Annotated in this window: 11 protein-coding genes; 8 read left to right on the top strand and 3 right to left on the bottom strand. The window is 71.0% G+C overall.

Annotated elements, in window-relative coordinates; genetic code table 11:
- Positions 1 to 83: 83 nt before the first annotated feature.
- The gene (locus tag AB0H54_RS14375) at positions 84 to 1,715 is read right to left on the bottom strand and encodes an NAD(P)/FAD-dependent oxidoreductase (RefSeq protein WP_357345676.1); all 1,632 of its coding nucleotides are present in this window, start codon (positions 1,713 to 1,715) and stop codon (positions 84 to 86) included.
- Between the two features lie 196 nt (positions 1,716 to 1,911).
- Here AB0H54_RS14375 and AB0H54_RS14370 point away from each other — a divergent pair, with 196 nt between their 5' ends.
- The 7 genes from AB0H54_RS14370 (at position 1,912) to helR (ending at position 9,931) form a co-directional block, all read left to right on the top strand.
- On the top strand, positions 1,912 to 3,447 hold the full coding sequence (locus AB0H54_RS14370; protein ID WP_357345674.1) for an FAD-binding protein: 1,536 nt from the start codon (positions 1,912 to 1,914) through the stop codon (positions 3,445 to 3,447).
- 106 nt (positions 3,448 to 3,553) lie between these two features.
- Positions 3,554 to 3,925: a nuclear transport factor 2 family protein gene (locus tag AB0H54_RS14365; protein ID WP_355284503.1), complete on the top strand. Its 372-nt coding sequence runs from the start codon at positions 3,554 to 3,556 to the stop codon at positions 3,923 to 3,925.
- Between the two features lie 11 nt (positions 3,926 to 3,936).
- On the top strand, positions 3,937 to 5,598 hold the full coding sequence (locus AB0H54_RS14360; protein WP_355284506.1) for an FAD-binding protein: 1,662 nt from the start codon (positions 3,937 to 3,939) through the stop codon (positions 5,596 to 5,598).
- 10 nt (positions 5,599 to 5,608) lie between these two features.
- Positions 5,609 to 5,866: a hypothetical protein gene (locus tag AB0H54_RS14355; RefSeq protein WP_357345756.1), complete on the top strand. Its 258-nt coding sequence runs from the start codon at positions 5,609 to 5,611 to the stop codon at positions 5,864 to 5,866.
- Between the two features lie 26 nt (positions 5,867 to 5,892).
- Positions 5,893 to 6,684, top strand: coding sequence for an SDR family oxidoreductase (locus AB0H54_RS14350; protein ID WP_357345672.1), 792 nt, complete (start codon positions 5,893 to 5,895; stop codon positions 6,682 to 6,684).
- Positions 6,681 to 7,556, top strand: a complete 876-nt coding sequence (locus AB0H54_RS14345) for an alpha/beta fold hydrolase (protein WP_357345670.1) — start codon at positions 6,681 to 6,683, stop codon at positions 7,554 to 7,556. The genes AB0H54_RS14350 and AB0H54_RS14345 overlap by 4 nt, the downstream gene beginning before the upstream one ends.
- Positions 7,557 to 7,753: 197 nt before the next feature.
- Positions 7,754 to 9,931 carry an RNA polymerase recycling motor ATPase HelR gene (gene helR, locus AB0H54_RS14340; RefSeq protein ID WP_357345668.1) on the top strand — a complete coding sequence of 726 codons (2,178 nt, stop codon included), beginning with the start codon at positions 7,754 to 7,756 and terminating at the stop codon, positions 9,929 to 9,931.
- A 77-nt stretch (positions 9,932 to 10,008) separates the two neighbouring features.
- Here the strand turns inward: helR and AB0H54_RS14335 are convergent, their stop codons facing one another.
- Both AB0H54_RS14335 and AB0H54_RS14330 read right to left on the bottom strand, forming a co-directional pair.
- Positions 10,009 to 10,836, bottom strand: coding sequence for a mycofactocin-coupled SDR family oxidoreductase (locus tag AB0H54_RS14335; protein ID WP_355284518.1), 828 nt, complete (start codon positions 10,834 to 10,836; stop codon positions 10,009 to 10,011).
- Position 10,837: 1 nt separating this feature from the next.
- Positions 10,838 to 11,635: a mycofactocin-coupled SDR family oxidoreductase gene (locus AB0H54_RS14330; protein ID WP_357345666.1), complete on the bottom strand. Its 798-nt coding sequence runs from the start codon at positions 11,633 to 11,635 to the stop codon at positions 10,838 to 10,840.
- Between the two features lie 192 nt (positions 11,636 to 11,827).
- On the opposite strand from AB0H54_RS14330, the gene AB0H54_RS14325 reads away from it, so the two are divergent.
- Entirely contained in the window at positions 11,828 to 12,883 is a 1,056-nt protein-coding gene (locus AB0H54_RS14325) for a ferredoxin--NADP reductase (RefSeq protein WP_357345664.1), read from the top strand.
- Positions 12,884 to 12,885 lie beyond the last annotated feature (2 nt).

The following is a 12,885-nucleotide window of genomic DNA, read 5'->3' as shown; positions in this document are numbered from 1 at the left end:
CACCCGGGGGTTTTGGGGCGCCTGCGGGCCGTCCCCCTACCCGGGGGGGGGGGGACCGCAGGCCCCCCCCCCGCCGTCGTGTCTCACGCCTCCAGGACGTCGAAGCCCTTGTATCCCGCGGCCGCGACCTCGGCGATGATCTCGCCGTAGACCCCGAAGCCGCCGACGAAGGGCATGAACACCCGCGGCCTGCCCTCGATATTGGCGCCCAGGTACCACGAATTCGCCTGGGTCATCAGCGTTCCCGCCGCCCTGGTCGCGCATTGGCCGACCCAGTCCGCCACCGCGTCCGGCCTGGCCTCGAGCGCCACCGCGCCCCGGCCGTCGAGGAAGCCGATGGCCTCGGCCACCCAGTCGACGTGCAGCTCCGAGTGCAGCACCATGTTGGCCAGCACCGACGGGCTGCCGGGACCGGTCAGGTTGAACAGGTTCGGGAAGCCCGTCATACCCAGTCCCAGATAGGTCTTCGGCCCCTCCGCCCACGCCGCGTTGAGCGATTCGCCGCCGCGGCCGACGATGTTCATCCGCGACACCGAGCCGGTCATCGCGTCGAATCCGGTGGCGAGCACCAGGGTGTCGAGCGGGTAGTGCGCGCCGGTGGTGTGCACGCCGGTGGCGTCGACGCGGTCGATCGGGGTCGCCCGCAGGTCCACCAGCTCCACGTTGGCGCGGTTGTAGGTCTGGTAGTAGTTCGTGTCGGTGCAGATGCGCTTGGTGCCGATCGGGTGATCACGCGGCACCAGCAGGTCGGCCACCCGCGGGTCGTCGATCACCGCCCGCACCTTCTCCTCCCAGAACTCGCGCGCGGTGTCGTTGGCGGCCAGGGTCACCAGCTGATCGGGGAAGGTCTTGCTGAACAGCACGCCGCCCAGCGCCCAGCGCTGCTCGTAGGCCTCGCGCAGTTCCCGCTCGTCGACGTCGAGCGCGGACCGCGGGTGCGCCTGGTGCGGGGAGCCGCCGCCGCTGGCCATCGACAGCCGCCTGCGCTCGGGGTAGTTCGCCTTCTGGGCCCGCCGGTCCGCCTCGCTCAGCGGCGTATTGCCCGCGGGCACACTGTAATTGGCGGTGCGCTGGAACACGTGCAGCTGCTCGGCCTGCTCGGCCAGGCACGGGATGGTCTGGATGCCGGAGGAACCGGTGCCGATGACGCCGACCCGCTGCCCGGTGAGGTCGACACCCTCGTGCGGCCAGTGCGAGGTGTGCAGCACGCGGCCGGCGAAGGTGTCGAGGCCGTCGATGGCCGGGGTGTTCGCGTTGGACAGCGGACCGGTGGCCAGCACGACGAAGCGGGCCGACACGGCGCGGCCGGTGTCGGTGTCGACCTGCCAGCGCAGGGTCTGCTCGTCGAGCACGATATCGGTGACGCGGGTACCGAATTCGATGTCGCGGCGCAGGTCGTAGCGGTCGGCGACATGCTCGAGGTAGGACAGGATCTCGGGCTGGGTGGCGTACTTCTCGCTCCAGTTCCACTCCTGCTGCAGCGCGTCGTCGAACGAGTACGAGTAGTCCACGCTCTCCACGTCGCACCGCGCGCCCGGGTAGCGGTTCCAGTACCAGACGCCGCCGACGCCCTCGCCTGCTTCGAACACCCGCACGGTCAGGCCGCTGCCGCGGAAGCGGTGCAGCGCGTACAGGCCGGCGATGCCGGCACCGACGACGACCACGTCGACGTCGGCCTGGCCCTTCACTGATGCCGATGGGGTCTCGGGGTTCACAGTGCCTACCTTTCGATGGAGACCGGTTCTCTGCCAGCGACGCTAAGGACGCGCGGGCCGCGTGAGCAGATGTCCTTCCCGCTGACCGGCACGTTCGCGCATCGATCGCCTCCCGGTGATCGGGACGGCCCGCACCGTGACCGGCGTCACCGCACCTACCGTCATCGGCACTACGAAGCGGTACCAGGAGGAAACAGTGGTGGACTGGAACGACGAGGTGGACGTGCTGGTCGCGGGCTCGGGCGGTGGCCTGGCCGGCGCCTACACCGCCGCCCGCGAGGGGCTCAGCGTCGCGGTGGTCGAGGCGACCGACAAGTTCGGCGGCACGACCGCGTACTCGGGCGGCGGTGGCGTCTGGTTCCCGTGCAACCCGGTGCTGGAACGGGCGGGCACCGACGACACCCTCGACGACGCGCTCACCTACTACCGGGCCGTCGTCGGCGACCGCACGCCCGACGAGTTGCAGCAGACCTATGTCCGGCGGGGTCGCGACCTCATCGAATACCTCGAAGCCGACAATCATTTCGAGTTCCAGATGCTGCCCTGGCCGGACTACTTCGGTAAGGCGCCCAAGGCCCGGCTCGACGGGCAGCGCCACATCATGCCGAGCCCGCTGCCCGCCGCCGAACTGGGCGAGCTGCGCGAGTCGCTGCGCGGACCGCTCGACACCGACCGGCTCGGCGCTCCCCTGCCGGAGCTGCTGATCGGCGGCCAGGCGCTGATCGGGCGCATGCTGCGCGCGCTGTCGACCTACCCGCACGCGAAGCTGTACCTCGAGTCGCCACTGGTGGAACTCGTGGTCGAGGACGGCGTGGTGACCGGCGCGATCGTCGAGCGCGAGGGTGGCCGGTTCGCGATCCGGGCCCGGCGCGGCGTGGTGCTGGCGGCGGGCGGCTTCGAGCAGAACGCGGAACTGCGCGCGCACTACGGCGTGCCGGGCGAGGCCCGCGACACCATGGGTCCCTCGGGCAATCAGGGTCTGGCGCACCAGGCGGGCATCGCGGCGGGCGCCGACACCGATCTGATGGATCAGGCGTGGTGGTCGCCGGGCCTGACCCACCCGGACGGGCGCTCGGCGTTCGCGCTGTGGTTCACCGGCGGCATCTTCGTCGACCAGGAGGGCAACCGGTTCGTCAACGAGTCCGCGCCCTACGACCGGCTCGGCCGCGACGTGATCCGGCAGATGACCGAGCGCGGCCTGACGCTGCCGTTCTGGATGATCTACGACGACAAGGAAGGCGAGGTGCCGCCGATCAAGGCCACCAACGTGTCCATGGTCGAGACCCAGCAGTACGTCGACGCGGGTCTGTGGCACACCGCCGACACCCTCGCCGAGCTGGCCGCGAAGATCGGCGTGCCCGCGGCGGCGCTCGAGGCCACCGTGGAGCGGTTCAACGGCATGGTCGCCACCGGTGTCGACCCGGACTTCGGGCGCGGCGACGAGGCCTACGATCGCGCCTTCTCGGCGGGCGAACCGCCGCTGGTGACCATCGAGAAGGGCCCGTTCCACGCGGCGGCGTTCGGCATCTCCGACCTGGGCACCAAGGGCGGTCTGCGCACCGACAGCGCGGCCAGGGTGCTCGGCCGCGACGGCGCGCCGATCCAGGGCCTGTACGCGGCGGGCAACACCATGGCCGCGGTCAGCGGCGAGGTCTACCCCGGCGGCGGCAATCCGATCGGCGCGTCCATGCTGTTCAGCTACCTCGCCGTGCGGCACATGCTGGGCGAATGAGCCCACCCGGGTCCCTCCCGCTGGCCGGGAGGGACCCGTCCCCACCGACCACCGAGTGTGGTTCGGTTCACATATCCCCTCTTCTCGACATTTCAGGAGCAACACGATGGCTTCAGCGGACGACATTCGCGCGACGGTGCGCAAATATGTGGAGGCCGTCGGCAGCGGGACGGCTGCCGACATCGTCGCCCTCTACCGCGAAGACGCGACGGTGGAGGACCCGGTCGGCACCGAACCGCATGTCGGCCACGCCGCGATCACCACGTTCTACGAGGCCATCGAGCCGCTGAAGCGGTCGGCGGAACTGTTCACCGTGCGCGTCGCGGGCAACAGCGCCGCGTTCAGCTTCCGGGTGGTCACCGAGTTCAACGACCAGAAGTTCACCCTCGATCCGATCGATGTCATGACCTTCGACGAGGACGCCCGCATCACCAGCATGCGCGCGTTCTGGTCCCAGGACGACATGGTCGTCGGCTGAGCGAGGCGAGAGTGACTGCGACCGAACAACACTGGGATCACGAAGTCGGCTTCCTCGTCGTCGGCAGCGGCGCGGGCGGGCTGACCGGCGCGCTCGCCGCCGCCGATCGCGGGCTGGACACCCTCGTCATCGAGAAAGCCTCGGTGTACGGCGGCAGCACCGCGCTCTCCGGCGGCGGTATCTGGGTGCCGAACAACCCGACGCTGCTGCGCGAGGGCCTCGGTGACTCCCGCGCCGACGTGCGGGCCTACCTCGACGCCGTCGTCGGCGACCGGGTGCCCACCGCGAACCTGGACGCCTTCATCGACGAGGGCCCGCGCATGCTCGCCTTCCTCGAGACCAGCCCGCACCTGCGGTTCCAATGGTGCACCGGCTACTCCGACTACCACCCCGAAGCGCCGGGCGGACGGCCCGCGGGCCGGTCCATCGAGCCGCTGCCGGTGGACCTCAAGCAGCTCGGCGAGGACGAGGATCTGCTGCGCCCGGCCGCGCTGGCGACCCCGCCCGGACTGTTCATCACCTCCAAGGACTTCGTCCAGCTCAACATGGTGACCCGCACCTGGAAGGCGCGCTGGACCGCGCTGCTGACCGGCCTGCGGGCGGTCAAGGCGATCCTGCTGCGCAGGCACATGGACACCCTCGGCCGGGCGCTGATCGCGCGGCTGCGGCTGGCCCTGCGCGACGCGGGTGTGCCGCTGTGGCTGAACACGCCGCTGCGTTCGCTGATCACCGACGAGACCGGGGCGGTGCTCGGCGTCGTCGCCGAACGCGACGGCCGCGAGATCCGGATCCGGGCGCGCGACGGTGTCCTGCTGGCCACGGGCGGTTTCGAGTACAACCAGGCCATGCGCGAGCGCTACCTGCCCGAGGGCGGCAGCGACAACTTCAGCGCGGCCTCGGCCGACAACACCGGTGACGGCATCGTCGCGGGCGAGCAGGTCGGCGCCGCGGTCGATCTGATGGACGACGCGTGGTGGATGCCGTCGTTCCAGCGGCCCGACGGCATCAACCAGGTGCTGGTCTCGGAGCGGTCGATTCCGCGCTCGATCATCGTCGACAGCTCGGGCCAGCGCTTCACCAACGAGGCGTCGCCGTACGTCACGTTCGTGCACGCCCAGCTCAAGGGCAGCCACGATCCCGCGTGGCTGATCTTCGACACGAAGGCCAAGAGCCGCTACCCCATCGGCGGCATCGTGCCGGGGCAGAAGTTCCCCAGCTCGTGGACCTCGAGCGGGCTGGTGCGCAGCGCCCCCGACATCGAGGGCCTGGCCACCGAGATCGGTGTTCCGGCCGCCACGCTGCGGCAGACCCTCGACCGGTTCAACGGTTTCGCCCGCGACGGTCACGACGCCGACTTCGGTCGCGGTGTCAGCGCCTACGACAACTACTACGGCGACCCGACGCTGTCGGTGCCCGCGCTCGACGTCCTGGACAAGGGTCCGTACTACGCGCTGCGCGTGCGCATCGGCGACCTCGGCACCAAGGGCGGTCTGGTGTACAACGCCGACGCCCAGGTGCTGCGCGCCGACGGCTCCGCCATCCCCGGCCTCTACGCCGCGGGCAACACCTCGGCCGCCGTGATGGGCAACGACTACGCCGGCGCTGGCGCGACCATCGGCCCCGCGATGGTGTTCGGCTATGTCGGCGCGCGTCACGCCGCCGGTGAGCGCTGAGGCGGGCATCATGCATCCCGTCGAATGCGCGAGCTGCGGCAACAAGGTGCTGGCCGAGAAGTTCAGTCCCAGCCACACCAGCGTCCAATGGCTCGACGACGCCGAGTCCGCGTGCCCGGAGTTCGCCCGGCGCGCGGCCCTCGGCGAGCCGAGCAGCTGGATCCCCACCTGCGCGGCGCTGCGCGATTCGATCGAGAACGCGGTCCGCAAGGGCGAATTGGCGACCGATCAGTTGCGGCACGAGCCGGTTCCCGGCCGGCTCGGCTGACCCCACACACCTAGGAGAGACGACACATGAACAGACTCGACGGCCACCGGACACTGGTCACCGGCGCCGCGTCCGGCATCGGGCAGGCCACCGTGCTCCGGTTGCTCGACGAAGGCGCCCGGGTGGTCGCCGCCGACGTGTCGGCGGACGGGCTCGCGGCCACTCAGGCCCAGGCCACCGAACGCGGCACCGCCGACCGGCTCACCACCCTGACCATCGACATCGGTGACGAGCAGTCGGTGATCGATGGCGTCCGGTCCTCGACCGAGACCCTCGGCGGCCTCGATTCGCTGGTGAACGCGGCGGGCATCCTGCGCGCCTCGCACACCGAGCAGACCTCGCTGGAGCTGTGGGACCTGATCCTGCGGGTCAACCTGACCGGCACCTTCCTGGTCGTCCGCGAGGCACTGCCCGCGCTGCTGGCCAACCCGCGCGCGACCATCGTGAACTTCAGCTCCACCTCGGCGGCGTTCGCGCACCCGTACATGGCGGCCTACGCGGCGAGCAAGGGCGGCATCCAGTCCTTCACCCACGCCATCGCCCTCGAATACGGCGGCAAGGGCCTGCGCGCGGTGTGCGTCGCGCCGGGCAGCATCAAGTCCGGCATCACCGACGCCACCCCCGGCTACGTCCCCGCCGACGCCGACTGGGCCCTGTTCTCGAAGCTGTCCCCCGCCCTGCCGACCGACCTCGAGTCCGGCGGCGCCGGCATGGGTGACCCGACGGCGGTCGCGGGCGTCATCGCGATGCTGGTCTCCGAGGACGGCGCGTTCATCACCGGCACCGAGATCCGCATCGACGGGGGCACGCACGCATGACCGACCTGAGCTACGAGGGCACGCTGCGCGAGATCCGCACCGACGCGGGCGTGCTGCGCTACCACGAGGCGGGCGACGGTCCGCCGCTGCTGCTCCTGCACGGATCGGGCCCCGGCGTCACCGGGTGGCGGAACTTCCGCGGCAATCTCGCGACGTTCGCCGACCGATTCCACTGCCTGGTCCTGGAATTCCCCGGCTTCGGGGTGAGCGACGACTTCGGCGGGCACCCGATGGTCACCGCGCTCGACGCGGTGGTCCGCTTCGTCGACGCGCTGGGCCTGGACAGTGTCGACATCATCGGCAACTCGATGGGCGGCGGCGTCGCGCTCAACTACGCGATCGCGCACCCGGAGCGGGTCGGCAAGCTGGTGACGATCGGCGGCATCGGGCGCAACCTGTTCAGCCCCGGCCCCGGCGAGGGCATCAAGCTGCTGCAGGAGTTCACCGAGGAGCCCACCCGCGAGCGGCTGGTCCAGTGGCTGCACTCGATGGTCTACGACCCGGCCATGGTCACCGACGAACTCATCGAGGAGCGCTGGACCCAGGCCACCGATCCGGCGACGCTCGACAGCGCGCGCCGGATGTACAGCAAGGCCGCGTTCGCGATGATGGTGCGGGCGATGGAGGCCTCGGACGCGCCCCCGCCGTGGGCGATGCTGCACAAGGTACAGGCTCCGACGCTGATCACCTGGGGCCGCGACGACCGGGTGAGCCCGCTGGACATGGCGCTGATCCCGATGCGCACGATCCCGCGCGCCGAACTGCACGTGTTCCCGAACTGCGGGCACTGGGCGATGATCGAGCGCAAGGACGAATTCGAGTCGGCGGTCCTGGCTTTCCTGACCCGGAAGGATGCCGACCGGACGGCGTGAGCGCCGGTCCTGAAACCCCCTGTGCGCTGGACGGGAGGAGTCCTCACTCCCCTTCCGTATCCAACATATAGCGCACAGGGGGTCTTGCCGCAAGGCCCCGGTGCTGCCGCATAATCGTCCGCCGAAGCCAGAAGCTGCGGAAACGAGTGTGATCGACGCGCTCCGCCGGGATCGGTGAACCGGGAAAGTGAGGGCAGGTGTCAGCTCAGGAGTATCAGGACGAACTGCGGTCCGAGCAGCAGTACGTGGACGGGCTCTACGCGCGGCTCGACGCCGAGCGGGCCCGGGTGAAGGGCCGCTACCGCGCGACGCTGCGCGGCAAGGGCGTCTCGGCCATGGACCGGGATGCCGAAGCACGCGCGCTGGCCAAGGAGGCCGCGCGCCTGGACGTGGCCGACAACGGGCTGTGCTTCGGCCGGCTCGACGCGCTCTCCGGCGCGGTGTCCTACATCGGCCGCATCGGCCTGTTCGACGAGGCGAACGAGTTCGAGCCGCTGCTGCTCGACTGGCGCGCGCCCGCCGCGCGCGCGTTCTATGTCGCGACCGCCGCCACACCGGAGGACATGCGCAGGCGGCGCCAGTTCCACACCCGCGGCCGCCGGGTGACCGACTTCACCGACGAGGTGCTCGGCAGGCCCGACGGCGACGCGCGCGGTGACGCGGCGCTGCTGGCAGCGGTCGACGCGCCCCGCGGGGCGGGCATGCGCGACATCGTCGCGACGATCCAGGCCGAGCAGGACGAGATCATCCGGCTCGACCATCCCGGCGTCCTGGTGATCGAGGGCGGGCCGGGCACCGGCAAGACCGTGGTGGCGCTGCACCGCGTCGCCTATCTGCTCTACACCCAGCGCGCGCGGATGGAACGCCAGGGCGTGCTCGTGGTCGGGCCCAATCCGGCGTTCCTGCACCACATCGCGCATGTGCTGCCGTCGCTGGGCGAGACCAATGTGGTGTTCACGACCACGGGCGACCTCGTCCCGGGGCTGCACGTCACGGCCGAGGACGCGCCCGCGGCGGCACGGCTCAAGGGTTCGCTGCGCATCCTCGACGTGCTCGCGGCGGCGATCGCGGACCGGCAGCGACTGCCGGTGGACCCGATCCCGATCGAGCTCTCCGATGTCACCGTGCGCATCGACGCCGACACCGCGCAGTGGGCGACCGAGGAGGCCCGCGCGAGCGGACGGCCGCACAACGAGGCGCGCGAGGTGTTCCGCGAGATCATCACCTATGTCCTCACCGAGCGCGCGATCGGCCGGATCGGCCAGGGTTGGCTCACCCGCGACGACCGCGAGGCGTGGGAGCAGCTGCGCGCCGACCTGGTCGCCGAACTCGCCGACCACACCGCGTTCACCACGGCACTGGACGACCTGTGGCCGATCCTGACACCGGAAACGCTGCTGTCCCAGCTGTATTCGTCGCACGATCGGCTGCGGGCGGCGGGCGCGGATGCCGCGCTCTATCGCGCCGACGGCGCCGCCTGGACCGTGTCGGACGTGCCACTGCTCGACGAACTCGTCGATCTGCTCGGCAGGCACCAGCCCGTCGACGACACCGCCGAGCGGGCGGCCAGGGCCGAGGCGACCTATGCCGCTCGGGTGCTCGAGAACATGGTGAACCGCGAAGACCACATGGACGACGAGGACCACCTGTTCGCCCAGGACATGCTCTTCGGCGAGGATCTGGCCGAGCGCTTCCTCGAACGCGATACCAGGGAGCTGGCCGAACGCGCCGCGGCGGACCGCGAGTGGACCTACCGGCACGTCGTCGTCGACGAGGCGCAGGAACTGTCGGAGATGGACTGGCGGGTGCTGATGCGCCGCTGCCCGGGCAAGTCCTTCACGATCGTCGGCGATCTCGCGCAGCGCCGCTCGGCGGCCGGGGCGAGTTCGTGGGCCTCGATGCTGGAGCCGTATGTCCCGGGCCGCTGGGCCTATCGCGCGCTGACCGTCAACTACCGCACGCCCGCCGAGATCATGGCCGTCGCCGCGGCGGTGCTCGCCGAGTTCGCGCCCGAGGTGCGGCCGCCGGAATCGGTGCGCGCGTGTGGCGTCGCGCCGTGGTCGCGCCGGGTGGACGCGGACGAACTCGGCACGGCCATCGAGGAATTCGTGCGCGCGGAGTCCACCAGGGCGGGCACGAGTGTGGTCATCGGTCCGCCCGGGGTACCCGGCACGGTCACCGCGTCGGAGACCAAGGGCCTGGAGTACGACGCGGTGCTGGTCGTCGAGCCGGCGCGGATCCTCGCCGACGGACCTCGGGGCGCGGCCGAACTCTATGTCGCCCTCACCCGGGCCACCCAGCGCCTCGGCGTCCTGCACCACGGCGACCTTCCCCGCTCCATGTCCGGGCTCGCCGATCTTGCGCCGACCCGCTGAGATCCGCGAAAGAGCTGGGGCGACAGTCGCTGTCGCGGTGGTGCGGCCTCGTGTCGAGGGCCGCACCACCGCATCGTTCAGCGCTGGGTCGAGCCCGCGTCGACGGGCAGCGTCACCGCGGTGATGTAGCGGGCCTCGTCGGAGGCCAGGAACAGCGACGCGTTGGCGATGTCGACGGGATCGACCCACGGGATCGGCAGCATGTTCATCGTCACCGCCGCCTCGGCGAACTCCTCGCGCGTCGGATGTTCGCGGTCGGGACGGAACACCTTGCGCACCATGTCGTTCTGGATCATCGGGGTGTCGACATTGGTGGGGTGCACCGAATTGACCCGGACATGGTGCGGCGCCAGCTCTTTGGCGAGCGAGCGCATCAGGCCCACCACACCGTGCTTGGCGGCGGTGTAGTGCGCGACGCCGACCAGCCCGCGCAGACCCGCGATCGAACTGGTCAGGATCATCGCGCCGCCGCCGCGGGTGAGCAGGTGCGGGGTGGCGGCCTTGCAGGTCTGCCAGACGCCGGTCAGGTTGATGTCGATCATCGTCTGCCACTGCTGCTCGGTCAGCTCCAGCGCGCCGGCGCTGGAGCTGATCCCGGCGGTGGCGCAGACGATGTCGAGGCCGCCCAGCTCCGCGACAGCGGCGTCGACCGCCGTCCGCAGCGCGGCGCCGTCGCGGACGTCGACGGTGGCCGCGACGATCCGGGCACCCGTCGCCTCGACCGCGCGCACGGTCTCGGCGAGGTCGTCGGGCGTCGCGCCCGGCGACACCACGGTCTCGACCGGTCCGCAGATGTCGACGGCGACGATGTCGGCGCCCTCCTCGGCCAGCCGGATGGCCTGGGCGCGACCGATGCCGCGCGCGGCGCCGGTGATCAGCGCGATCTTGCCGGAAACCCGTCCCATGTCACACCTTCTGAGTCAGTCCGGCATCCACCACGAGCTGGGTTCCCGTCACGTAACGGGACTCGTCGGATGCGAGGAAGAGCACGGCATTGCTGATGTCGACCGGGTCGACCCACGGCACGGGCAGCACCGTGCGCTGGGCCAGGGCCTCGGCGGCGTCGGCCTGGGTGGGGTTGGCCAGGTCGGGGCGCAGCTTGGCGTACACGGCGTCGTTGAGGATCATCGGCGTCGCCACCGAGCCGGGGTGCACGGTGTTGACCCGGATGCCGCGCGGGCCGAGTTCGTTGGCCAGGGTGCGGGCCAGGCCGACCACGGCGTGCTTGCTCGCCGAGTAGTGCGAGGCGGTGGCCGCGCCGGTGATGCCGTTGGTGGAGCTGACGATGACGATCGAGCCGCCGTCGCTCAGCGCCGGGACACCGGCGCGCACGGTGTGCCACATGCCGGTGAGATTGATGTCGATGGTGCGCTGCCAGGCCTCGTCCGTCAGTTCCCAGGACAGGGCGAGGTCGCTGTAGATGCCGGCGTTGGCGACGATCACGTCCAGGCGGCCAAGCGCGGCGACGCCGTCGGCGACCGCCACGTCCAGCGAGGCCTGATCGCGGACGTCGGCCGCGGCGGTGACGCACACCCGGCCGAGGGCTGCCACCTCGGCGGCCGTCTGCGCCAGGCCCGCCGCGGCGGCCTCGATGTCGACGGCGATGATGTCGGCGCCCTCCTCGGCCAGCCGACGGCAATGGGCGCGGCCCATTCCCCCGGCCGCGCCGGTCACCAGCGCGACGGTGTTCTGCATGCGGTTCATCGGGCGCCCCCGGGAGATCGAGTGTCCACGAGCCCGACGCTAGGTTCGCCGCCGCGACCACCGGCCCGGTTCTTCCCGGTCAGTGGACAGTGCGCGGTGATCTCCCGACCACCGGGATCGGTCTACCACGCGGTACGGGTGAACTGCGACGGTGGCCACGCAAGACCGGCTCTGTGATCGAGGAGGACACCAGTGACGAGGGCGACTGTCGACGTTCCGCGTGGCTCGCGGGTGGTGACGCTGCGCGTGGCGGCGGTGATCGAGGAAACCGCGGACGCGCGCTCGCTCGTGTTCGAGGTTCCCGAGGACGCCGCCGACCGGTTCGCCTACCGGCCAGGCCAGTTCCTGACCCTGCGGATCCCGAGCGAACGGCCCGAGCCGGTCGCCCGCTGCTACTCCCTGGCGAGCTCACCGTTCACCGGCGAACCGCCGCGGGTCACGGTCAAGCGCACCGCCGACGGCTACGGCTCGAACTGGTTGTGCGACAACGTCTCCGTCGGCGACACCCTCGACGTGCTCCCGCCGCAGGGCGCCTTCACCCCGGCCTCGCTCGACACCGATCTGCTGCTGTGGGCGGCGGGCAGCGGCATCACGCCGGTGATGTCGATCCTGCGCTCGGCGCTGGCGCGCGGCACCGGCCGGGTGGTGCTGTTCTACGCCAATCGCGGGCAGGAGTCGGTGATCTTCGCCGAGGCGCTGCGCGAACTGGTGGCGCGGCATCCGGGCCGGGTGCACGTGGTGCACTGGCTGGAATCGGTGCAGGGTCTGCCCACAGCCGCCCAGCTGGCGGAGTTCGCGGCGCCGTACGCGTCCTACGAGTCGTTCGTGTGCGGGCCCGGCCCGTTCATGGCGGCGGTGACCGAGGCGCTGTCGGGTGCGGGCTGGCCGCGAGAGCGGATCACCACCGAGGTGTTCGTTTCGCTGTCCGGTGATCCGTTCGCCGACCCCGAGCCGATCGCCGACGCCGACGCGGCCGACGCCGCGCAGGTCGAGGTGGAGCTCGACGGCACCGTGCACGCGCTGAGCTGGCCCCGGTCGCGCACCCTGGTCGACGTCATGCTGGCCGACGGTCTCGATGTGCCCTACTCCTGCCGCGAGGGCGAATGCGGGTCGTGCGCCTGCACCGTCGTCGACGGCGCGGTGTCGATGGGCCCCAGCTCGATCCTCGATCAGGAGGACATCGACGCCGGCTACACCCTGGCCTGCCAGGCCAGGCCGACCACCGATTCGGTGCGCATCCGCTTCTGACC

This window comes from Nocardia sp. NPDC050718 (assembly GCF_040654235.1).
GTDB lineage: Bacteria > Actinomycetota > Actinomycetes > Mycobacteriales > Mycobacteriaceae > Nocardia.
This window is presented reverse-complemented; position numbering and strand designations above follow the sequence as displayed.